Origin of the sequence: Streptomyces sulfonofaciens, assembly GCF_014656295.1 — a bacterium.
GTDB classification, from domain to species: Bacteria; Actinomycetota; Actinomycetes; order Streptomycetales; family Streptomycetaceae; genus Streptomyces; species Streptomyces sulfonofaciens.
In genome coordinates this window covers 123,264-145,573 of sequence record NZ_BNCD01000004.1, presented here as the reverse complement: position 1 = coordinate 145,573, position 22,310 = coordinate 123,264, and the positions used below count along the sequence as shown (strand labels likewise).

Annotated in this window: 21 protein-coding genes and 1 pseudogene; 7 read left to right on the top strand and 15 right to left on the bottom strand. The window is 74.1% G+C overall.

Translation table 11 applies throughout. The features are described from left to right. Positions 1-171: 171 nt before the first annotated feature. A pseudogene (locus IE313_RS08745) lies at positions 172-1,284 on the top strand (chitinase); the annotation flags it as partial. 301 nt (positions 1,285-1,585) lie between these two features. Further along, positions 1,586-2,248: a hypothetical protein gene (locus tag IE313_RS08740; RefSeq protein WP_189930403.1), complete on the top strand. Its 663-nt coding sequence runs from the start codon at positions 1,586-1,588 to the stop codon at positions 2,246-2,248. Between the two features lie 205 nt (positions 2,249-2,453). On the opposite strand, the gene IE313_RS08735 is transcribed toward IE313_RS08740, so the two are convergent. The 5 genes from IE313_RS08735 to IE313_RS08715 form a co-directional block, all read right to left on the bottom strand. Then, the gene (locus IE313_RS08735) at positions 2,454-2,678 is read right to left on the bottom strand and encodes a hypothetical protein (RefSeq protein WP_189930402.1); all 225 of its coding nucleotides are present in this window, start codon (positions 2,676-2,678) and stop codon (positions 2,454-2,456) included. 232 nt (positions 2,679-2,910) lie between these two features. Beyond that, complete coding sequence (locus IE313_RS08730) at positions 2,911-3,774, bottom strand: class I SAM-dependent methyltransferase (protein WP_189930401.1); 864 nt, start codon at positions 3,772-3,774, stop codon at positions 2,911-2,913. Between the two features lie 446 nt (positions 3,775-4,220). Further along, positions 4,221-5,036: an SAM-dependent methyltransferase gene (locus tag IE313_RS08725; RefSeq protein WP_229924483.1), complete on the bottom strand. Its 816-nt coding sequence runs from the start codon at positions 5,034-5,036 to the stop codon at positions 4,221-4,223. A gap of 109 nt (positions 5,037-5,145) precedes the next feature. Then, positions 5,146-5,358, bottom strand: a complete 213-nt coding sequence (locus IE313_RS08720; protein WP_189930683.1) for a DUF397 domain-containing protein — start codon at positions 5,356-5,358, stop codon at positions 5,146-5,148. 24 nt (positions 5,359-5,382) lie between these two features. Then, a complete protein-coding gene (locus IE313_RS08715; protein ID WP_189930399.1) occupies positions 5,383-6,258 on the bottom strand; it encodes a Sco1979 family transcriptional regulator in 876 nt (291 codons plus the stop codon). A gap of 369 nt (positions 6,259-6,627) precedes the next feature. Between IE313_RS08715 and IE313_RS08710 the strand changes: the two genes are divergently transcribed. The 3 genes from IE313_RS08710 to IE313_RS08700 all read left to right on the top strand — a co-directional run bounded on the left by IE313_RS08710 (position 6,628) and on the right by IE313_RS08700 (position 9,251). Continuing rightward, positions 6,628-7,194 (top strand): ATP-binding protein, encoded by a 567-nt coding sequence (locus tag IE313_RS08710; protein WP_189930398.1) that lies wholly within the window; start codon positions 6,628-6,630, stop codon positions 7,192-7,194. Further along, a complete protein-coding gene (locus IE313_RS08705; protein WP_189930397.1) occupies positions 7,191-7,586 on the top strand; it encodes a hypothetical protein in 396 nt (131 codons plus the stop codon). The genes IE313_RS08710 and IE313_RS08705 overlap by 4 nt, the downstream gene beginning before the upstream one ends. Positions 7,587-7,745: 159 nt before the next feature. After that, the gene (locus tag IE313_RS08700; RefSeq protein WP_189930396.1) at positions 7,746-9,251 is read left to right on the top strand and encodes an MFS transporter; all 1,506 of its coding nucleotides are present in this window, start codon (positions 7,746-7,748) and stop codon (positions 9,249-9,251) included. Positions 9,252-9,312: 61 nt separating this feature from the next. Here the strand turns inward: IE313_RS08700 and IE313_RS08695 are convergent, their stop codons facing one another. From IE313_RS08695 to IE313_RS08675, 6 genes are all read right to left on the bottom strand, one after another. Continuing rightward, a complete protein-coding gene (locus tag IE313_RS08695) occupies positions 9,313-10,239 on the bottom strand; it encodes a phosphotransferase enzyme family protein (protein ID WP_189930395.1) in 927 nt (308 codons plus the stop codon). Positions 10,240-10,426: 187 nt separating this feature from the next. Continuing rightward, entirely contained in the window at positions 10,427-12,328 is a 1,902-nt protein-coding gene (locus IE313_RS08690; protein ID WP_229924482.1) for a rhamnogalacturonan lyase, read from the bottom strand. 783 nt (positions 12,329-13,111) lie between these two features. Continuing rightward, on the bottom strand, positions 13,112-13,975 hold the full coding sequence (locus tag IE313_RS08685; RefSeq protein WP_189930394.1) for an NAD(P)-dependent oxidoreductase: 864 nt from the start codon (positions 13,973-13,975) through the stop codon (positions 13,112-13,114). A gap of 935 nt (positions 13,976-14,910) precedes the next feature. Then, positions 14,911-15,873: an aldo/keto reductase gene (locus tag IE313_RS08680; protein ID WP_189930393.1), complete on the bottom strand. Its 963-nt coding sequence runs from the start codon at positions 15,871-15,873 to the stop codon at positions 14,911-14,913. A gap of 253 nt (positions 15,874-16,126) precedes the next feature. Beyond that, the gene (locus tag IE313_RS36675) at positions 16,127-16,561 is read right to left on the bottom strand and encodes a hypothetical protein (RefSeq protein ID WP_506005227.1); all 435 of its coding nucleotides are present in this window, start codon (positions 16,559-16,561) and stop codon (positions 16,127-16,129) included. Next, positions 16,548-16,739 (bottom strand): hypothetical protein, encoded by a 192-nt coding sequence (locus IE313_RS08675; RefSeq protein WP_189930392.1) that lies wholly within the window; start codon positions 16,737-16,739, stop codon positions 16,548-16,550. Before IE313_RS08675 ends, IE313_RS36675 begins: the two co-directional genes overlap by 14 nt. A gap of 232 nt (positions 16,740-16,971) precedes the next feature. Here IE313_RS08675 and IE313_RS08670 point away from each other — a divergent pair, with 232 nt between their 5' ends. After that, the gene (locus IE313_RS08670; RefSeq protein ID WP_189930391.1) at positions 16,972-17,778 is read left to right on the top strand and encodes an SAM-dependent methyltransferase; all 807 of its coding nucleotides are present in this window, start codon (positions 16,972-16,974) and stop codon (positions 17,776-17,778) included. A 221-nt stretch (positions 17,779-17,999) separates the two neighbouring features. On the opposite strand, the gene IE313_RS08665 is transcribed toward IE313_RS08670, so the two are convergent. The 3 genes from IE313_RS08665 to IE313_RS08655 form a co-directional block, all read right to left on the bottom strand. Further along, positions 18,000-18,737 carry a GntR family transcriptional regulator gene (locus IE313_RS08665; protein WP_189930390.1) on the bottom strand — a complete coding sequence of 246 codons (738 nt, stop codon included), beginning with the start codon at positions 18,735-18,737 and terminating at the stop codon, positions 18,000-18,002. A 160-nt stretch (positions 18,738-18,897) separates the two neighbouring features. Next, positions 18,898-19,659 (bottom strand): alpha/beta fold hydrolase, encoded by a 762-nt coding sequence (locus IE313_RS08660; RefSeq protein WP_189930389.1) that lies wholly within the window; start codon positions 19,657-19,659, stop codon positions 18,898-18,900. A 340-nt stretch (positions 19,660-19,999) separates the two neighbouring features. Then, positions 20,000-20,797 (bottom strand): N-formylglutamate amidohydrolase, encoded by a 798-nt coding sequence (locus IE313_RS08655; protein WP_189930388.1) that lies wholly within the window; start codon positions 20,795-20,797, stop codon positions 20,000-20,002. 219 nt (positions 20,798-21,016) lie between these two features. On the opposite strand from IE313_RS08655, the gene IE313_RS08650 reads away from it, so the two are divergent. Beyond that, on the top strand, positions 21,017-21,457 hold the full coding sequence (locus tag IE313_RS08650; protein ID WP_229924481.1) for a YchJ family protein: 441 nt from the start codon (positions 21,017-21,019) through the stop codon (positions 21,455-21,457). Positions 21,458-21,489: 32 nt separating this feature from the next. Here IE313_RS08650 and IE313_RS08645 read toward each other — a convergent pair whose 3' ends face one another. Further along, positions 21,490-22,191, bottom strand: coding sequence for a FadR/GntR family transcriptional regulator (locus IE313_RS08645; protein ID WP_189930386.1), 702 nt, complete (start codon positions 22,189-22,191; stop codon positions 21,490-21,492). Positions 22,192-22,310: the final 119 nt, after the last annotated feature.

The window sequence follows — 22,310 nt, the reverse complement described above, 5'->3', positions numbered from 1 at the left end:
ACCGCGCCGGGCCGAGGATTCTCACCCCCCACCCGAAGGAGAACCATGGCCGCTCACCCCGTCCCCCGTACACCGGCGTCGCACGGCAGGAGGGCGCTGTTCCGCGGCCCTCACCGCCGGCGGACGATCGCCGCCCTGGTCACCGCGCTGGCGTTGCCGTCGGCCGCGCTCGCCGTGCTGCCCCCCGGGGCCTCCGCCGCCGTCGCCCCGGCCTCGCACACCGCGGCCTCCCCCACGGGCGCGCGGGGGTCCGCGGCCGCCGACCTGCCCGCTCACGCGCTCGTCGGCTATCTGCACGCCAGCTTCGCCAACGGCTCCGGCTATGTGCCGTTGGCCGACGTGCCCGATAGCTGGGACGTCATCGACCTGGCCTTCGGCGAGCCGACCTCGGCCACCTCCGGGGAGATCCACTTCACGCGGTGCCCCACGACCGAGTGCCCGAACGCCGAGTCGGACGCCGACTTCAAGGCCGCGGTCAAGGCCAAGCAGGCCGAGGGCAAGAAGGTGCTCATCTCCATCGGCGGTGCCAACGGCCAGGTGCAGCTCACCACGACCGCCGCCCGTGACGCCTTCGTCTCCTCCGTCAGCGACATCATCGACACCTGGGGCCTGGACGGCCTGGACATCGACTTCGAGGGCCACTCCCTGTCCCTGGACGCCGGTGACACCGATTTCAAGAACCCGACCACCCCGGTCGTGGTGAACCTGATCTCGGCCCTGAAGACCCTGAAGGCCAAGTACGGCAGCGGCTTCGTGCTGACCATGGCGCCCGAGACGTTCTTCGTCCAGCTCGGCCACCAGTTCTACGGCGGCGGCAGCGGCGGCGCGGACCCGAGGGCAGGTGCGTACCTGCCGGTCATCCACGCGCTGCGCGACGACCTGACCCTGCTGCACGTCCAGGACTACAACTCGGGGCCGATCATGGGCCTCGACGGCCAGTACCACACCATGGGCGGCGCCGACTTCCACATCGCCATGACGGACATGCTGCTCACCGGTTTCCCCGTGGCGGGCGACAAGGACAACGTGTTCCCGGCGCTCTCCCCGTCCCAGGTGGCGATCGGCCTGCCCGCGAGCGGCAACGCCGGCGGCGGCTACACCACTCCGGCCGACGTCGACACGGCGCTCGACTGCCTCACCAGGAAGACCGGCTGCGGCAGTTACACCCCGCACGGCACCTGGCCGGACCTGCGCGGTCTGATGACGTGGTCGGTGAACTGGGACAAGTTCGGGGGCTGGGAGTTCCAGAAGAACTTCGATCAGTGGCGGTCGCAGAACGGCTGACCCCCGAAGCCCGCTGAGGCGGACCCCGTGCCGGTCCGCACGGGGTCCGCCGGCAAGGCCCGGCGCCATCTCGCCTCCGCTCACGCTCCGGGCCCGTTCGCGTCGTTGCCGCGGGTGTGCGACGGGGGCACCGATCCGGACCCGGCACGGCGCCCCGGCACGGCCCCGGTTCCGCCACCCGTCCCATGTCCCCGTGGCGGCCGGCGGCACCGTGCGGCGGGGGCCGCCGCCGCTGGAAGGCATGGAGCCGCTTCCGGCCGTTCCGTGTACGCGGGCGTGCGGCGTACGCCATATTTGCCGCATGGCGGATGTGGCAGCGCTCTACAGCCTGATCAGCGGGATCGGCGGGGCGCTCATCGGTGGCGTTGCGGCCGTGTACGGTCCGGGCCGGATCGACGGACGCCGCCGGGCGCATGAGTTGAGGATCGAGAGTGAACGTCGTCGATCCGAGGCGGAGGCACGGGAACGAGCCGCCGACGCGGAGGAACGACAGGTGCACGCAGAGAACAAGCAGAGAGTCCTCAAGGCCATCGCCGATGCGACCGTGGCCCTGCAGGACTGGCACCGCCTCGTCACCAGGACCCTCCAGGACCTCGAAGCGGGGAGAGTGGTTGACGTGGATCTGTTCGACGAAGCGGCAGAGCCCGTCATGCACTCCGTCGTCCAGGCCATCTCCCTGGCGGGCAACGAGTCGTTCCGCTCCGTGGGCTGGAGCCACACGAGTGGCGCGGCCGAGGACGGGGACCGGGGCCGACCGGTGACGCTGGCCATGCAACAGGTAACGCTCGGCCTTCGGCGCCACCTGCTCGCACCGCAGACCGGCTTCGACGCGCTCGACGGCATCTCCGCGCGCGTGGATGCGATCCGCGACGACCTGATGAATGCCTTCGAAAAGGAGCGGACGCTACGGGTCGGACCGCCTCCGGCTGTGGGCTACGGCATGGTCATGGCGAGACCTCATTGACGTAGGCCCTGACCGGGAGCGCCCGAGTCGCCCCGTCCGGAGTGCGCACGGCGCCCTCCGGACGGGGCATCGGGGCGGAGCGTCCCGGGTGGTGGGCGGGGCAGATGCCGTGCACGCTCCGGCGACACGGCCGTACGGCGGGTTCCGGAGAGGGCCCGGGGAGCCTTGCGGGAAGCGACGTGGGGCGGCCTGCGGCGGGTGGCCGTCAGGTGGGCGCTGCCCACACGTCCGGGCCGCCGCCCCGCCATTCGACCAGGCCGGTGCCCTGCCGCAGGTCGACCTCGTCCACCGTCTCCAGGCCCGCGCGGCGCAGGAACTCGATCACGTCTTCCAGGCCGTAGGCCAGGCCGAGGATCTCGCCGTCCACACGCACACGCCGACCGCCGCTCGGCGACGGCGGCGCCACGATCACCCGGGGTACGACAGCCATGCCTCCAGCGTCGCCCCATACGTGCCGCTCCGCACCCGCTCGACCGTCCGGGACGCCCATGCGGCCCCACAAGCGGCCCCAGAAGGGCGGTGCCGGGTGTCGTTCCGCACTCGGTGCTGCCTGCGTGGACCGGGTGCCGGACGGGCGGGCCGCTGCGTTCAGCCGGCGGCCGGGTCCGGCCGGGATGCGGCGCCCGCCCCGCCACGGGGTTCGGGTCCCGCCGCCCGCCCCGTCAACGGGGCTCGGGTCCGGCGACCCGCCCGTCACGGTGCCTGCTGCCGATGCCGGGTACCGTCCGGGCCGCCGGGCCGGTGTCCTGGGGTGCGGCGTGTGTGAGGCGCATCTTGGACTGGCCGTGCGGCAGTTCCTCCCAGTCCGGCATGAAGCGGGCCGCAAGTCCGTGCTCCGCCGCCAGGGCGACCAGCGTCTCGGTACGGTAGTAGAAGTCCTCCCGCAGGACGTGGTGTTCCGCGCCCTCCGTGCGGTCGAAGGTGAAGTCGAACCAGCCCCCGGGCGCCAGCACCCGGCCGACGTGCGCGAAGCACTCCTCGATGACGGGGAGCGGGGAGTGCGAGAAGACGCTGTGCGCGTGCACCACGTCGAAGTGCGCGTCCGGCAGGAACCGCAGCGTCAGGTCCCGGACGGGCGTGAGCACCGGGAGCCGCTGCTGGAGACCCATCTCCACGACGGTGTCCTGTGCGGCGGCGAGGATGTCGGGCGAGATGTCGATACCGTAGTAGTGGCCGGGCTCCAGGTGCCTGATGAGCCGCCAGCCCGCCCGTAGGTTCCCGCAGCCGATCTCCAGCAGGCGGTGCTCGGGGCGCAGGCCGTGGGCGAGGAGGTAGTCGAACTGCATCGCTCCGAGCGCGAGCCACCGCTCCCGGCTCCGGCTGCCGACGGCGGCGTCCGGGTCGGCACGGGTGTCCCAGCGCATCACGGCGCGGTAGTACGCGATGTGGTCCGGCCAGCGGTGCCGCAGCCAGGCGTCCCGGGCGGCCCGGGCCAGATGGCGCGGCACCCGCCGGGGATGGCTCAGGGCGTAGCCCGCGCGGTGTCCGAGGGCGGCGCGGTTGACGGTGAGGTGCTTGGCCGGCATGGGGGATCCCTCCTGCCGCGGTGACGGGGCACGGCGGCCGGGCCGCCGGGTGTGCCCACCGGCTTCGACCCCAGGATCACCGCACCGGCGCGGGACCGCATCGGAGGACCGGATCCCGTGCGCGGCCGGGACGGGGGACGCCGGTGTCGGCCGGCCGAACGGTTGCGGGGCCCGCGCAGGACGCGGCGGGGCCGCGCGGGTCCGGCCCTGCCGCGTTCCGGACGCCACGGCCGAACGGGTGACGGACGGCGGCCCCTCCGGGTCGGGAGGGCGGGTCGGGAGGGGAACGGGCGGCGCGCGGAGCCGGGGGGCGGGCGCCGGCTCGCCACCGCCCCGGAACCGGAACCGGAACCGACACCGACACCGGCACCGGCACCGGCACCGGCACCGGCACACGAGGGCCCCCGCTTCCGGCTGCCGGAAACAGGGGCTCTCCAGGGCGCGCGCTACGGCTTGCGGGCGAGCGCACCGTACATGGCGATGTCCTCGTCCCTGATCCGCTCGGTGCCGGTGCCGTCCGGGTGCCACTTGTGGACCTGTACGACGCCCGGGTCGACCAGGTCGAGGCCGTCGAAGAACTGCTCGGCCTCGGCGTGCGTGCGCAGCCGCATCGGCATGTTGCGCGCGGCGTACTCGCGGGCGACGCGGGCCACCTCGTCGGGAGCGAAGTCGGCGGTGCCGATGGACATCGCCAGATAGCTGCCGGACGGCAGCGGCTCCATCAGCCGGCTGACGATCCCCCGGGCGTCGTCCTTGTCCAGGACGAAGTGCACGATGGCGATCACCGTCAGCGCGACCGGCCGGTCCAGGTCGAGGGTGTCGCGCAGTTCGGGCGCGCCGAGTATCGCGGCGGGATCGCGCATGTCCGCCTCGACGTACGCCGTCCTGCCCTCGGCGGTGCTGCTGAGCAGGCCCTGGGAGAGGGTGAGGACGATGGGATCGTTGTCGACGTAGACGACACGGGAGTCCGGGGCGACGGCCTGCGCGATCTCGTGCAGGTTCGGTGAGGTGGGGATGCCGGTGCCGATGTCGAGGAACTGGCGGACCCCGGCCTCGCACGCCAGATAGCGCACGGCCCGGTGCATCCAGTCGCGGTTGGCCCGCATGTGGACGGGCAGCGCCGGCCACTCGTGGGCCATGGCGTCACCCGCCTCCTTGTCGGCCGGGTAGTAGTCCTTGCCACCGAGGATGTAGTCGTAGATGCGCGCCGAGTGCGCGCTCTCGGTGTCGATTCGGTCGGCCGGCCATCCGTTGTCTCGCAACGCCGCCCCTCCCATCAGGTTCGTCAGGCTGTGGTGTCCGATACCCCCCGTGCCGTGCGGCACGGGGGAGGGTGGGGCCCCGGGCCGCGGCACGGCCCGGGACCGGGTGCTAGCACAGGAAGTCGGCGTCGCCGTCCTTCACGCCCGCCACGAAGCTGGACATCTCCCTCGGCGTGAAGATCAGCGCCGGGCTGTCCGGGTCGGCCGACTGGCGCAGCGCGACGCGCCCGTCGCCCAGCTTCTTCGCCTCGACGCACGCCCCGCCCGCGTCGTCGCTCCACGGCTTGTGCCAGCCCTGCGCGCCGAGGTCCCGGGACGGCATGCCGTTGCGTATGTGGTGGTGCACTCAGAACTCCTTGCGAATTGCGCCGAGGAGGGCCTCGGTCTTGCTGGCGGGCACCGACTGGGCGCCCAGCCGGTCCAGGGCCTCGCGGTACACCACCACGTCGTCCTCCTTGTCCAGGTAGACGGCCCCGACGAGGCCGTTGAGGTAGACGATGTCCGGCAGCTCGGAGGCCTTGAACCGGAAGACATGGAACGCGCCGGCGCGCATCGCCGGGTGCGGGCCGTTCTCGAACGGCATGATCTGCAGGGTCACATGGGGCAGCCGGTTGACCTCGATCAGGTGGTCGACCTGCTCGCGCATCACCGCGGCGCCACCCACCGGCCACCTCAGCACGGTCTCGTCCATCACGACCCACAGCCGCGGAGGCACCTTTCGGGACAGCAGTTCCTGGCGGTGCATGCGCAGGGCGACCCTGCGTTCCGTGGCGGCCGCGGGGGCATGCGGATTGCCGGCGCCGAGCAGGGCGCGGGCGTAACTCTCCGTCTGCAGCAGGCCGTGCACGAACTGCGCCTCGTAGGCCCGGATCTGCAGGGCCGCCTGCTCCAGGCTGAGGTAGGCGGCGAACCAGTCCGGCATCACATCGCGGTAGGTGTGCCACCAGCCCTGCTTGTTGGCCTCGCGGACCGACTGGAGGAAGGTGTCGATCTCGTGATGGTCCGTGACCCCGTACGTCTGCAGGAGCTTTTCGACGTCGGCCAGCCTGAACCGGGCCACTTTCGCGGCCTCCAGCCTGCGGATCGTCGAATGGCTGACCCCGATGGCCGCCCCTGCCTGTTCGTACGTCAGACCGGCAGCGGTCCGCAGCTCCTCCAGTTGCCGGCCGAGGATCATGCGCAGGACGGGTGGAGCACCGCCCCATGCGGTTTCCGCCGTCACGTGCCACCTCCTTGCGCCCGGGTACCGCGGTCGCAGTCTGTCACGATCACCCGTTGCCCGATGCAGCATGCACCTATCGACTTGCAATTTGCAATCTATCTATTGCAGCTCGCTCATTGCAGGTGGCACAGTGGACTTACTGTCACCGCCTGGTGACAAGGACCGGCAGTACGAGCGAAGTGAGGGACCGTCACGGCGACCCGGCACCGTTCCGGGCCGCAGTCGCCCCGGCGGAGGCGGCCGCCCCGGCCGCCGACCGCGAGGCGGACCGGACGCGACGGCGCCGCGCTTGCGGGTCCGCAGGGAAGCCACCGGGCGGTGCGGACCCAGCACCGCACCCGGTGTGCCGGCGAAGGAAAGGCATCAGACGTGGCTCCCCCCGCCCACCCCGCACCGTCGGTCTCCGCGCCCCGGGGAAACTCCCTGCACCGGGCCCTCGCGCTCCGCCTGCCGGCAGTGCTCCCCTCGGTCGGAAGAGCCCGTGCCGGTGTGTGCCGGCTGCTGCGGGAGTGGCGGATCGGTGCCGAGGTGTGCGACGACGCCGCCCTGGTCATCTCCGAGTTGGTCACCAACGCCATCGCCCACACCCCCGGTGACCAGGTGGTGTGCCGGGTGCACGCCGGCAGCAGGTGCCTGCGCATCGAGGTCGAGGACCAGGGCAGCGGCGCGAGCGCCCCGCTGCCCCGCACGCCGGGCCCCGACGACCAGTGCGGCCGGGGTCTTCTCCTCGTCGGTGTGCTGAGCAGTGCCTGGGGCGTCAGGGAGGGCCCGGGCGCCGCCGGGCGGACCGTGTGGGCGGAGCTCGCGACACCGTCCGCTCCCCCCGCGTGCGGACCGGACCGGTCCGCCGCGCCCCTCCCCGGGCTCGTCCCCCACCCGCCCCGAAGGTCCCGTCCCGTGGAACGCAGCACCGTCCCCGATTGCGATCGCCCATGACTCAGCTCCTCCAGTGCGGCAACCGCACACGCCTGACCATCCCGGCACCGCTCTCGGCCAGCCTGGGCTACGACGCGGTCGGCATACCGGCGGAACACGGCCGGCGCATCGTCAGGTGCCTGCCCGCGGTGGGCTGCGTCTTCGCCTGGTCCGGCCACTGGTGGTGGATCGTGCCGGCCGGCTCGGACATCGATGTCAGTTGGCCGCGGTTCACGCGGTACGCGGTGGACGGCTGTCTGGACGCCCCGAACCCGGGCCCCGCGCCCGAGGCCCCGCGCCTGGTCCACCGCCCGCGCGGCGGCTCGCCGTACACACCGCCCATTCCGCTGTACTTCCTCACCTGCCATATCGCCGGCGTGGTGCCGTCCTGGTCGCTGGAGACGGGCGGGTAGCCGCGGCCGGGCCGGCCTGGCCCACCGCGGCGCCGTCCCCGCCGGGCGGTGGCCTCGGCCGCAGCTCGGGCGGGAATGCCGAGCGGGCTCGGGGACGGCCTCCGTGGCGGTCGCGGTGACGATTGCATGCGGGGCCCGCTCTGCTGGAATGATCCGGGCATGGACGACAACAGCCCGGGCGCCATCAGGCTCTCCACCGCCACGGGTCGCTGGGTGGTCACGACCACGGTGCTCGGCTCCAGCATGGCGCTGCTCGACTCGACGGTCGTCAACGTGGCGCTGCCGCGGATCGGCCGGGACCTGGGCGCCGACGTGGCCGTGCTCCAGTGGATCGTCAACGCCTACCTGCTGACGCTGGCCGGACTGATCCTGCTGGGCGGGGCACTGGGCGACCGCCTCGGGCGGCGGCGGGTCTTCATGGTGGGCGTGGTGTGGTTCGCCGCCGGCTCACTGCTGTGCGGGGTGACGCCCGACGACACCGTGCTGGTCATCGCCCGCGCGCTCCAGGGCATCGGCGGTGCCCTGCTCACACCCGGCTCGCTCGCCCTCATCCAGGCCAGTTTCCACCCCGACGACCGGTCCCGGGCGGTGGGCCTGTGGTCGGGACTCGGCGGAGTGGGGGCCGCGATCGGGCCGTTCGTCGGCGGATGGCTGGTCGACGGACCCGGCTGGCGGTGGGTGTTCCTGCTGAACGTGCCGCTGGCGCTGGTGTGCGTGCCCATCGCGCTGCGGCACGTGCCGGAGTCCCGCGACCCGGGAGCGCACGGCCGCTTCGACGTCCTGGGCGCCGCGCTCGGCGCGGCGGCCCTGGTGCTGGTGACGTACGGCCTGATCGCGCCACAGGTCTGGGCGGGTGTCGCCGGGGTCGTGGCGGGCGCGGCGTTCGTCCAGGTCGAGCGGCGCCGGTCCGACCCCATGCTGCCGCCCTCGCTGTTCCGCTCCCGGCTGTTCACCGCCGTCAATCTGGTGACGGTGTGCGTCTACGCCGCCTTCGGCGGGTTCTTCTTCTTCGTCGCGCTCCAGCTCCAGGTGGTGGCGGGCTACTCGCCGCTGGAGGCCGGGATCGCGCTGCTGCCGACCACCACGCTCATACTGCTGTTCTCGGCGAAGTCGGGCGAGCTCGGCGAGCGCATCGGCCCGCGCATCCCGCTCACCGCGGGCCCGCTGTTCTGCGCGGCGGGCATCCTGCTGATCCTGCGCGTCGGACCGCACACCTCGTACCCGACCGATGTGCTGCCCGCGCTGCTGGTGCTGGGGCTCGGCATGGTCACGCTGGTGGCGCCGCTGACGGCGACCGTGCTGGCGTCGGTGGACACCGCGCACGCCGGCATCGCCAGCGGCGTCAACAACGCGGTGGCGCGGGCGGCCGGTCTGCTCGCGGTGGCGGCGCTGCCGCTGCTGGCGGGCGCGGGCCCGCAGGCGTACCGCTCGGCGACGCAGTTCGACGCCGTCTTCCAGCGCGCGATGCCGATCTGTGCGGGGGTCCTGGTGGTGGGCGCGCTGATCGCGGTGTGGCGGGTGCGCCGGCCCGAGGACGCCGGCAAACCGCACCCGCAGTGCAAGGTGTGCTGCAGCGTCCACGCGCCGCCGCTGGAGGCCCAGGCGGGAGGGCCGGGCGGCGGGCGGCCCGCGGACCCGCTTCAGAGGCCGGCCCCGGAGGAGTGAGCGCCGCCCGCCCTCCGGCCGGCACCGGCCGGGCGGCCTGGCCGGCGGCACGACCGGCGCTTCAGCCCCGCGTCGGGGCGGACCCCGGGGCCGGGCCGCCGCCCCGGTCCGTCAGACCCGCGTACGCCTCGGCGAGGCCCCTCACGTTCTCCTCTGCCGTGGCGCCCCGGGTGATCCCGCGCTCGTGGCGGGCGGCGAAGTAGAACGCGTGGCACATCCACCGCAGCCTGACGAAGGCATCGAGGTGGCGCAGTTCACCGCGGATCTGGGGCACCAGTTCGCGGTAACCGGTCATGAACGGCGCCGCCGACCGCGGGGTGCCGCGCGTCACGACCGCTACGGCGGCGAGATCGTAGAGCAGGGGCGCTTCCATGGCCGCCGCCCAGTCGATGAGGCCATCGTGTTCCGGTGCCCCGTCATCCAGCCGGAAGGCGTCGAGGCCGGGGTCGCCGTGCACCACCCCCCGGCGCAGCGGCGTACGGGCCGTGATGTCGCGGGCCTCGCGCAGCGCGCGGGCCGCCGCACCGCGAAGTCCGGGCGCCATGGGCAACGTCCGCAGGCAGTCGTCGGCCCAGCGCCACGGCCAGGCGTGCTGAGCGCTCACCGCGGGCCCGCCGTCCAGCAGTGCCAGGTGGGCCCGGGCCAGTGTGCGCCCCGCACGCCGCATGTCGGACCGGGACGAGGCCGAGGGCGAGCGCCCGGGAACGTACCGCAGCAGGGCCAGCGTGCCCTCCGGCAGTTCCACGGCCCACCGGCCGTCCTGCGTGGCCACGGGCGCTCCGGTGCGCAGGGAGTGGGAAGCCGCGAGGCCGGCCACCCGCAGTCCGCCGCGGAAGGCGTCGGCGTCCTCGCCGTCGGCCAGCTTGGCCACGTACCACGCGGGCTCGTGCGCACCGGCCGTACGCACCAGCCAGGTGGTCGAGTTCCAGCCTCCTGCGAGGCCCTCGACGGACTCGACGGGCACGTCCCAGGGAGCGAGTGCGGACACCAGCCGGTCGGCCTCGATGACGGCACCTCCCTTGCACCCGGGCGCTGGACCACAGTACCCGGAGCCCGGGAGCGGCACCGCGGGAGCGGCCGCCCTCAGGGGCCCCGTCCGTCCGGCGCCCCCGTGGCCGCACGGGGCGGTCGGGGGCACCGGACGGCCTCCTGCGGGCCGGTCGCCCGGGGCCGGGTCAGCGCCCGGCGGCGTTCCTGCCGTTGCCGAGGGGGAAGCTGGGGTGCGGCGGCTGGTTGTAGGCGGTGTTCTGCCAGGCCAGGGCCTCGCGGTACTGGCGGTCCTGGAGCAGTGTCGTGATCTGGGTGTCGGTCGTGTAGGGCGTGGAGTAGATGCGCAGGGCACGGTTGTCGCTCGTCGGCCACACCACCTCCTCGCGCCAGTCGCCGAGGATGTCCCCGGACAGGGCAGGAGTGGCCTTGGTGCCGTTGTCGGCGTGCACGCCCTGGGCGGTCAGCAGCCGCTGGTCGCCTCCGGTGCCGTACTTGTCGATGTGGGTGCCGTCCAGCAGTTCACGGGTGGTGTCCCCGTCCCACCAGGCCAGGAAGTTGGTGCTGGACGGTTTGCGGCCCACCACGGCGCCCTTGGTGTCGCGCATCCCGTCCGCGGCCGCCGACCAGGACTCGGCGCCCGGGCTGCCCGCCCAGATGTCGCCGCTGACCCCGCGGCCGTTGTCGCCGTTCGCGGGCGTCGACCACAGGATCTGGCCGGTCCTGGCGTCCGCCATCCATGACGACGGCTTGGCGGAGTCCTCGTCCACCTTGAACTCCTCCAGACCGGCACGCGAGGGGTCGAGATCGCCGACGTGCATGGCGTCGCCGTGCCCGTTGCGCGTGGTCCACAGGCCGCTGCCGTTGTCGTCGACGGCCATGGCGCCGTACACGATCTCGTCCCGGCCGTCGCCGTCGACATCGGCGACGGACAGGTTGTGGTTGCCCTGGCCGTCGTAGCCCCTGCCGGAGTTGGTGGAGCTACTGGTGTCGAAGGTCCAGCGGCGGGTCAGCCTGCCGCCGGAGAAGTCCCAGGCGCTGATCACGGTGCGGGTGTAGTAGCCGCGTGCCTCGATCAGCGACGGATGCTGTCCGTCGACGTACGCGGTGGCCGCCAGGAAGCGGTCCACGCGGTTGCCGTAGTCGTCCCCCCAGGACGAGACGGTGCCGCGCGGCGGCACGTAGTCGACCGTGCTCAGCGCGGCGCCGGTTCGGCCGTCGAACATGGTCAGGTACTCGGGTCCCGAGAGCACGTAGCCGCTGGAGTTGCGGTAGTCCGCCAAGGCGCTGCCGAGGGTCTTCCCGGTGCCGTCGACGGTGCCGTCGGCGGTCTTCATCGCCACCTCGGCCCGGCCGTCGCCGTCGTAGTCGAAGACCTGGAACTGCGTGTAGTGCGCGCCCGAGCGGATGTTGCGCCCGAGGTCGACGCGCCACAGCCGGGTCCCCTCCAGGGTGCAGCCGTCCACGACGGTGTTGCCGGTGGTACCGGACTGCGAGTTGTCCTTGGCGTTGGTCGGCTGCCACTTCAGCACGAAGTCGAGGTCTCCGTCGCCGTCCAGGTCGCCCACCGAGGCGTCGTTGGCCTCGTACGTGTAGCCGCTGCCGCCGGCCGGCGGGGAGATCGGCACGTCCCGGTAGCCGTCCGCGAAGGGGATCGCGTGCTCCGCCGCGGACTGCTCCACCCCCCGCACCACCGGACGGACGGTGTAGTCGGCGGTGGCGGGCGCGCCCGGGTCGAAGAAGTTCGTGGCGCCCTGCACCGGGGCCGCGGTCAGCCTGGTGGTGCCCGCCCGGTAGACGTTGAAGGCCGTGTCGTCCGCGTCGGTCACGAGCCTGCGCCAGCTCACGAGGTTGCCGGCGCTGGTGTGCACGCTGACCGGGGCGTGGTCCAGATGCTCCGCGGTGACCGTGGCGCCGGTCGCCCGCGCGGCTGCGGACCCGGTCGGGGCCGTGGTGGCCGCGGGTGCCTGTGGCGCCAGCGCCGCCGTGCAGCCGGCCACCAGAGCGGCGACGGCAGTGAGCCGGCCCGCGCGTGCCGAACGCCTGCCGGCACCCGGGACGGCCCCCGCCCTCGTATGGAAACGCTTCATGTCAACCTCCTGCGGCCCTGCGCGCGCCGCGGTGTCTGTCGCGTGGATGCGTGAACCGGGACGTACGGTCGAACTCGGGAGTCCGCGGGGGGCGGTTTCCGGGCTCCGGGTGGTGCTGGGGAGGTCACCGGCACATATGTCCGGCAGACAGCGTGCACGACAGTCGCCCGGCTGGGGATTGATACGTTCAAATACCGCGGCGACGACTCCGTGGCGTCAGGGCGTTACGGTAGGGCGCCGTGGAGGCCCGGGGCAAGAGGTCGGAAGGAGGTGCGGCGGGGCGGCTGGAAACGCTTCCCTTGCAGAGCGACTGAAACGTATTACGGCTGCCGCCGTCGAAGTCCGGGGAGCCCGTCGGCGTCTTGGTGCGCACGGTCCCGCCCCTGGGGCACGACCGGACCCGTTCCGTGGGCGGGCACGACCCGCCCGGGTGCGCTCGCGCGGGCCGGGTTCGGCGAGGACACGACCGGCGTACGTCGTGACCGTCCCGCCGGTGAGGGTGAGGCGGGTGCCGGTTGCTCCCGCGGCGGGCGGGCCCGGCACACGCCCCGCGCTGTCCGGCCGTGCCCCGTGGGCACCCCCCTGGCGTCGACGGAGGCGGCGGGTGCCGCCGCCCGCGGCGAAGCGTGCCGGTCGCCGGGCGGTCGGATCCACCTGGCGGCCGGCGGGTCCCCGGGCGCGGAGCACGCCTTGGCGACGGGGACCACCGCGCCGGCCCCGTCCAGGACGAGGGAGCCCCGGTGGAGGTGCCTGCGGTGTCGACGGCGACTCGGTGGCCGCGCATCACCGCGTCCCCGGCACGGTGGTCTCATCCGGCTCCGCGTACAGGTCGGCGATGTCGGCCACCGTGATGTGCTCCATGGCCTCGCGCACGGTGGCGGCCACCGGTAGCGCACGGCCCGCGCCCTCGGCCATCCGCAGCGCGTTGGCGAGGTCCTTGCGGTGCCAGGTCAGGCGCATCAGCTCCATCTCGGCGAGGGTGCGGCTTGCGGCGGGCCCGTCGAGCAGTGCGGCGCGCAGCTTCGCCGGCGCCACCCCGAGGTCACGGCCGAGGCGCAGCGCCTCCACGATGGCCGAGAGCTGCCCCCAGTGGCAGAGGTTGTTGACGGTCTTGCCGACCTGTCCCGCGCCCAGGTCGCCCAGGTGGTGCACGGTCCGGGTCCAGGGGGCGAGAGCGGGGCGGATGCGGTCGAGTACATCCTTCCCGCCGCCGACGAGGAGCGTGACCGTGCCCGCCCGCGCGGCGCGCACCCCGCCGGTGAGGGCGGCGTCCAGCACGTCGACGCGGTGCGCGGCGGCCTCGGCCGCGACCTCGCGGCAGGTCTCGGGTGTGACGGAGGAGCAGATCAGGACGGCGGCACCGGGGCGGGCGGCGGCGAGGACTCCGCTGTCCGCGCAGCAGACGTCGAGGACGTCGTCGTCGGAGGGCACCATCACCACGACGACGTCGCTCACGGCGGCCAGTGCGGCGGTCGAGCCGGCGTCCCGCGCACCCGCGGCCACCGCCTGCCCGACGGCGCCGCGGTCCGGATCGTGGACGTGGGTGTCGAGACCGGACCGGGCCAGGAACCCGGCGGCGGGCAGGCCCATCGCTCCGAGGCCGATGAGGCCGACCGACGTGGGACCGGTGTACTGCGCGTGCGACATCGTGTTCCTTACTTTCGCCCGGTACGGGAGGAGGCGCGGCCGCGGGCGAGCGCGGGCCGCCGTCGGGAGCGCGATCGCTCCGTCGGGGTCGTGGGGGGGGCGAGGTGGAGGTTCCTGCGCCGGTGGACCGCAGGGCGAGCAGGAGCCCCTGGAGCACCGGGCCGGTGGGGGCGCCGGTCGCCGCCGGACGGCAGTCGCGCAGCACCGCGCCGGGGCAGCGGCACATGAGCGCGCGAGGCGGCGGGCGCTTTCGCATCCCGCGCCCGAGGCGGTGGTGCCCGCCGCGTTCCGAGCCGGCGGCGCTTGCCGCTGCCGCCGCGGAAGCCGGCGCGGCCGGGCCCCGGCCGCGCGTGGCCCGCGGATCGGGTCTTCGGGGCCGACCGGGGCCGACACGGTGCCGGGTCGACCCGTGGCGCGGGGCGGGGCCCGCACCGCCAGGGCCGGTGCGGACAGGGCGCGGGCGGCGGGCGTGCTCGTGGTGGTGCGACGGCGGCCTGGGCCGACCGCCGCGGCGCTCGGTGAGCGGTGCTCGTGGCATTGCTGCGATCCGTCCCGGTCCAAAGGGCCTCCTCACCGCCTCGGAGACATCCCTCCCCGGGGACGGACGGCGCCTGGCGTCACGCCTGCCCGGGCGCGGCTTCCTTCGGCGGATGCGGTCCGACTCAGCATGGACTATCGGTCATACCATTGTCAATCGATCGCCGCGGAAGCGCCCGCGGAGAACGCCCGCAACCGGTCGGCCGGGGAAGCCTGTTCGGGCCGGGGCGTCCACTGCTCGGGGCACCGGGGCCCGGGGTCGTCGTTGCCGACACGCGGGCAGCACCGGACGCCTCGGGGAGCGGCGCCCCGGGCCGTCGCCCCGGCTCAGGTGCCCCCGGCTCAGGTGCCCCGGCCCAGCCGGCCCGGCTCATGCGACCCGGCCCGTGCGGCCCGCCTCAGCCGGCCCTGTCCAGCCGCTTCCGCTGTTCGGGCGTGAGCTCCACGTCGAACCCCCCGAGCACCTCCTCCAGTTGCTCCACCGAGCTCACCCCGACGATGGGCAGCACCGGTGGGCTGCCGCCAGCCAGCCAGGCCAGGACGACCTGGTTCGGGGTGGCGCCGAGTTCGCCGGCCACCGCGTGCACGGCCGCGCGACGCCGCGGCGTCCCCGGATGGTCGTACGCCGCGGGCAGCGGCTTGTCGGTGCGCGTGTAACCGCCGCCGAGCAGGGTGGAGTACGCGAACAGCGTCAGCTCCGGCTCGCTGCGCACGTAGTCGAGCAGTTCGGCGGTGACGTGGACGTGCCCGCCCTCCGGGAGGGCGGTGTCGAAGCGCGGCTGGAGGTAGGAGTAGCGCTGCCGGACGCAGGTGTAGCCCGGCCAGCCGTTGCCGAGGGCTATGGTCCTGGCCCGGTCGGTGCGCCAGGTGGCGTGGTGCGAGGCGCCGAGGATGCCGACGGCACCCTCGGACACCAGGGTGCCGAGGGCTGCGAGGGTCTCCGCGAGGGGCACGGAGCGGTCCTCGACGTGTGTCCAGTACAGGTCGATGCGGTCGGTGCCCAGGCGCCGCATGCTCTCCCGTGCGGCCTTGGTGATCACCGGTGCGGACAGCCCCTCGGCCCTCCCGGCGCCGGGGGCGGTGGGCCGGGCGCCGACCTTGGCGGAGATCAGCACGTCGTCGCGGGCCCCGCGGCTGGCCAGCCATCTGCCGACGGTGGTCTCGCTCGTGTCGCCTGTGCTGCCGTCGGGCCGTCGCACGTGGTGGTCGGACGTGTCGATCAGATTGCCGCCCGCCTCGACGAAGCGGTCCAGGATGGCGAAGGACGTCGCCTCGTCCACCGTGCTGCCGAACGGCAGGGCCCCGAGACAGAGCGCACTGGCCTCGGGGCCGCCCGCGCCACCGATACGGCGTCTGACCATCGTGGGACTCCCTGTTCCCGGTCTCGTCCGCCGCTGGCTCCCACGGGACCGGGCACCCGCGCTCAGCATGGCGACCGGTCGGGCTGGACCACACTGCCGGCCGACTCCAACCTAGGGGCGCAGCCGCTCCTGGCACGGACCGATACTCGGCCAAATCCGAACAGGGCGCCGACGTTCCAGCCGCAGCAGCGGCAGCCCCACAGCCCGCCGATCTTCCTGGCGGTCAGGCTCTTGCCGGTGCCGGGGACGCCGATCAGCGCCATGCCCCTGGGCGCCGGCAGCCGGGGTCCGCGGGCGGTGTCGCTGAAGGCGCGCCGCGCAGCCGCAGCCACTCCTTGAGCACCTCCAGGCCCGCCCAGGTCGTCCGCGCTCTCCTCGGCGGTGTGGAACTGCGGCGCCTCGCTCTCCGCGATGACGGCCTTCTCTCCGCCATCACCGCCGCGATGTCCCGGTCGTCCAGCACCTCGTCGCGCACGACGGCCTCGGCGAAGGCGCGGCGGGCCTGGGCGGCCGTCAGGCCGAGGGCCCCCTGGGCCGGTCTGCTGCGGCCGGCGGGTGCGTGGCGGCGCCGGGTGCGTGGCGGCGCCCGGTGGGGCCGGGTGCGTGTGCGGTGTGCAGGACGCGGCCGTGCAGGCGGCTGCCCGCGCGGCGCCGTGCCGCGGGCCGGGTTCCGGTCAGTTCCTGCCACGGGCGGCCCGCTCCTCGTCTCGGCCTGCCGGTAGGACCCCTCCGAGAGCCGGGTGGTGCTCGACGGGACCGCCGAGCAGCCGGGCCGGCGGGTCGGCGTCCGCGGCACGGTGCGGCGTCCCGGCCCCACCGTGGACGCTCGTCTCCACCGTGCCGTCCGCCGCGATGGCTCTCTTCACGCTCTCCTCGGCCATCCGCGCGCCCCCCGTCGGGGGGAGGCACTTTCAGCCGCCGCTCAGTCCGGCGCACCCTGCCCGGGAGTGGCCCCCGGACCGCGCGACACGGAAGCCGACGTGGCCTGATCCCGACGTCCAACCGGTGGAGGAGACCGGGCTCCGCCGTTCGCGCGGCCGCCGGATGGCACACTGCGGGACCGTCACGGATCGTCACGGATCATCAAGGGAGCAGCACATGACCGGAGTCGAGTCCTCCGTCCCGCGCATCGACACCAGCAGACCGCATTCGGCGCGGGTCTACGACTGGCTCCTGGACGGCAAGGACAACTACCCGGTCGACGAGGAGCTCGGCAAGCAGATCCTCTCGCTGTCCCCGATGGCGAAGCAGGGTGCGAAGGACAACCGGGCGTTCATGCGGCGGGCCACGAGCTGGCTGGTCCGGCGGGCGGGCCTGCGCCAGTTCCTGGACGTCGGCACGGGCATACCGACGGAGCCCAACCTCCACCAGATCGCACAGGCCGGCGCCCCCGACGCCCGCGTGGTGTACGTGGACAACGACCCCATCGTGCTGGCCCACGCGGGAGCACTGCTGCACGGCACTGCGGAGGGGGTCACCGAGTACGTGGAGGCGGACGTCCGCGACCCGCGCTCGATCGTCGAGCAGGCCCGCCGGATACTCGACTTCGACGAGCCCATCGCCCTGTCGCTGATCGCGCTGCTGCACTTCGTCACCGACGAGGAGGGCGCCCTCGACCACGTCGGGGCCCTGCTCGACGCGCTGCCGGCCGGCAGCCACCTCGTCCTGTCGCAGCTCACGGCCGACCTGCACGGGGCGGACATGCAGCAGGCCGTGGACGTGTACGCGCAGGGCGGCATCGCCCTGGTGAACCGCTCGCGCGCCGAGGTCGAGCGCTTCTTCACGGGCCTCGACCTGGTGGACCCGGGTCTCGTCCTGATCGGGCAGTGGCATCCGGAACTCGCCGACGAGGAACCGCACGGCGGCCTGGCACCGATGTACGGCGGCGTGGCACGCAAGCCGTAGCCGCACGGCACGCCGACCGCGGCCGGGGCGGCCCGCAAGCCGTGACGGAGCCGTGACGGGCGCGAACCGCGCGCCGTCGCCGGTGCGCCACGCAGACCGTGACGGGCGTGACGCGCGGGCCGCGGTGGGGCGGGGCGGGCCCCGGCGAGGCAAGCGGTGCGGGCGGGGCGGGCCCGGCGGGCGCCGTGCGGCCGGTCCGCCGCGCGGAGCACGCGGTGCGGTCAGGACGGGTGCGCCGGCACCGCGCGCTCCGACCCGCCCGGGACGCCGTCCCGGGCCGCGCTCTGCGGTGTGCCGTGCACCACGTCCTGGGCGCCCAGGTCGTACAGCGCCGCGACGACGCTCTCCAGGTGGGCACGCATCTCGTGCTCCGCCTCCTCGGCCCTGCCTGCGACGACGGCGCGCACCACCGCGCCGTGTTCGCGCGCGCCCTGCTCCGGGCGGCCCGGCAGCCGGGCCACACCGAACTGGTAGCGCACGCTCCGGTAGCGCAGCCGGTCCAGCACGTCCACCGCGGTGGCCTGGGCCGCGATCTCCCTGATCGCCTGGTGCACGGCCTGGCTGAGGCTGCTGTACCCGGCGGTGTCACCGGCGGCGGCGGCGAGCCTCATGCGGCGGTCCAGGCGGCGCAGTTGCGCGCGTTCGTCCGGGGTGGCGCGCTGGGCGGCCCTCGCGGCGCACAGGCCCTCGACCACCGCGCGGAGTTCCGTGATCTCGACCGCCTCGGTCAGCGAGATCGGGCGCACCCGAGCCCCCCGGTGCGGCGAGCGGGTCACCAGGCCGTCGGAGTCGAGCACCACCAGGGCCGAGCGCACCGCGCCGCGCGAGACGTCGAACATCGCCGCGAGGTCGTTCTCCACCAGGCGCCGGCCGGGCAGCAGCTCACCGTGGGCGATGGCCTGGCGGATGCGGTCCACCAGGTCGACGGGTGGCTCGGCCTGGTCGAACCGGGTGCTCATCGTGGCCCCCGGGGGCCGTCCGGACGTCCGGACGTGCGCCGCGGCGTGCGCAGCTCGCCCTCGGTCCGCGGCTGCACGGCCGAAGCAGGCCCCGCGCCACCGGGCCGCTCGCGTTCCCCTGCCGGCGCGGCGGCGGCCGGGCGGCGGTCGTAGGGGTGCGCTAGCCGTGCCATGCCGGTGTCCCCGCCTCCTGCGGCCGGCCCGCGGGCCCGGCGGCGGCGTCCGCGAGGAGCAGCGCCGCGAGTTCCCCCGGCGCGGTGACCATCGCCTCGTGCCCGGTGGCGAGCCGGTGCACGTCCCAGCCCAGGGCGCGGGCCTTGTCGGCGAACGGCGCGAAGACGCCCAGCCAGTCGGTGCAGTCTATGTAGGTCCCCGGCACCCGGGCGGCAGCGGCGCCGAGCCGCACGGGCTCGCGGTACGTGGCCCAGGGGTGGGGGGTGAGCCGCTCGGTCAGCCAGGCCACGTCGGCCTGGTCGGTGACGCCGAGGACGGTCAGCGAGCGCGGTGGGATCAGCCAGCCGAACCCGAACTCGCGCACCGACTCGCGGTAGTGGTGGGCGACGTCGGGCGGCAGCAGGTCGATGGCGGCGGTGCCGTCGTCCGGCACGAAGGCGTCGAGGTGGATGCGCCGGGCAAGCCGCTCGGGGCGCTCCTCGGCCACCTGGGAGATGACCTGGCCGCCGTAGCTGTGCCCGACGAGGTGGACGTCCGTGAGGTCGTAGGCGTCCAGCAGCCGGACCACGTCCTCGACGTGGGTGGCGAGGCCGACCGAGGGGTGGAGGGTGTGGGCGCGGTCGCTGACGCCGGTGAGGGTGGGGGTGTGCACCTCGTGGCCGGCGGCGCGCAGGAGGGGGGCGACCCGGCTCCAGCACCATCCGCCGTGCCAGGCGCCGGGCACCAGCACGAATGTCACGGTCCGCATCCCTTCCCTCGGGGCGCCGATCGCCGCGCGGCTGCGGTGGGCGGTGGACCGGCCGCGATCGGGGAGCTTGCTCGGCGCCACATTGTTGCCAATCCGCGCGCGGCTTGTCCAGGGCGGTCATCCGCGCCTCCCGCACCGTCATATCACCTTGAATCCGGTCGATACGGCTTCTTGCGTCCCGCGTCCGCCACCCGTCGGGCGACGGTCTCCGGTGCCTTCGCGACGAGATTGTCGACGATCGGCGCGCCCCGGAGTTCAGACGGCTCAAGGCCGCACGCCGGGCGGCGTGCGCCGGTGCCCGACCGGTCCGGTGCGGGGTGCGCACCGAACGGCGTGCCGCCTACGACGCCCGCTCCACCAGCTCCGCGAGCGCCGTGCCCAGGGCCGCGAGGCCGAGACCCGCGGGGCCGCCCGGTTCCGACATGTAGAGGTCGCGGCGGATCTCGATCATCAGCGAGCTGACCTCGGTGGTGGTGCGGTGGTGCTTGAGCGGCACATAGGCGCCGGCGAAGGGGGTGTTGACGTCGACACCCCCGAAGTCGGCGAAGACCTCGTGGGCGAGGTCGAGCAGGGCGGGCGGGGTGTGATGGTCGTCGGCGCCCAGGCAGATCGGCGGGCGCGGGCCGTGGCCGTGCAGTTCGTAGGGCAGCGCGTGGGTGGGATAGGAATGGACGTCGATGATGACCGCCCGCCCGGTGGCGGCGAGGCGTTCGTCCACGGTTGCGGTCATCGCCTCCGTGTAGGGGTGGAAGTAGCGGTCGAGCAACGGCGCGGGATCGGTCTCGACAGGGCGCAGGGGTGCGCGGTGCGTGGTGTGGGTGTACACGGCGCCCATGCCGACGGCCCGCATCTCCTCGCGTTCGTCCGGGAAGCGCTCGGGGTCGACGACCAGGCGGGACAGGCCGTTGACGAACCGCCAGGGTCTGCGTGCGCCGGCCGCCGCGGTGGCCTCGGCGGCCAGTTCCGCGGTGTGCGCGTCCGTGATGTGGTCGAGCTCCCGTTCCAGCGCGGCGTCGTCCAGCACGATCGCCGCGCGCACGGGGCCCGGTAGGACCCGGCTGGAGTGCGGCACGTGCAGGATGACCGGGGATCCGGGTGCGCCGGGGAGAACGTGGAAGAAGGGGGGCTCTGAGGTCATGAAACAGGCGTCCTCTTGTCTGTTCGGAAGAGCTGTCCGGCAGGGGGCCGCCCGTCGGTCGCCCGAGGGTCGCGCGAGCCACCGCACCCGATGCTCACCGCCGCACACATCCTCCCCCGCCCGCCCCGTCCCGACCAACCGGCCTGCGGCCACGTTCTCGACCCGGCCGGGCACCGGGCGCCGCGCGCCGCACCGGCCCCGCGGGGCACAATGGCGGCCATGACCCGAGGCACCCCCCGCCGCAGGAAGCAGCCGCGCTCCGCGTCCGGCACCCCAGCACCGTCGACGTGCCCCTGCGGCTCGGGGCAGCCGTACGCCGCGTGCTGCGGCCGCTTCCACTCGGGTGTCGCCCTCGCGCCCACCGCGGAGGCCCTGATGCGCTCGCGGTACAGCGCGTTCGCGGTACGGGACGAGGGGTACCTGCTGCGCACCTGGCATCCGCGCACCCGGCCGGCGGGCGTCGCCTTCGCGGCCGGCCTCGGCTGGACGGGACTGGAGATCGAGGCCACCGAGGCGGGCTCCGCCTTCCACGCCAGGGGGGTCGTCCGCTTCAGGGCGCACTTCACGGACGGCGGCCGTGCCGGCGTGCTGCGCGAGCGCAGCCGCTTCGAGCGGGAGGCGGGGGCGTGGGTCTACGTGGACGGTGACATCGACCCGTGAGCACGGCGGCGCGGCAGCGGCGGCCGCCGCGGTCACGGCGCCAGGACGTCCAGTTCGTGCAGGGCGCCCACGGTGATCTCACGGGTGAGTTCCTCGGCCCGCGCCCCGTCTCCCTCCCGGATCGCGGCGGCGACCTGTACGTGCAGGGTCACGGCCGCCGGGTCGGGGTCGGCGAACATCACCTGGTGGTGGGTGCGGCCCGCGAGCACCTCGGCCACCACATCGCCGAGCCGTGCGAACATCTCGTTGCCCGACGCGTTCAGGACGATGCGGTGGAAGGCGATGTCGTGCACCAGGTACGCCTCCAGTTGGTGGCCGCGTGAGGTGGCGACCATACCGAGCGCGCACTCGGTGAGTTCGGCGCACTGCCCGGCGCTGGCACGGCGGGCGGCGAGCCCGGCGGCGACCGGCTCGACGGCCGAGCGCAGCACGGTGAGCGAGCGCAACTGGCGGGGGCGGTCGCGGCCGGCCAGCCGCCAGCGGATCACCTGCGGGTCGTAGACGTCCCACTCGGCCGCCGGGCGGACGGTCACGCCGACCCTGCGCCGCGATGCCACCAGGTGCATCGACTCCAGGACGCGCACCGCCTCGCGCATCACGCTGCGCGAGACCTCGAAACGCTGGGCGAGCTCGTCGGTCCGCAGCACGCAGCCCGGCGGGTACTCCCCTGCGGTGATCGCGGGCCCGAGGGCGTCCAGAACGCGAGCGTGCAGCCCGCGGGCCGTGGTCGTCATGAGGTCAGAGTACGAGGCAACGGCCGAGGAGCAGACCCAAAAAGTCAGACTTTTATCTCACAGCCTCTTGAATTCGTCGGACCTAATGGGTTTCAGTGACGTGGCAGGAAGAGGTCCAT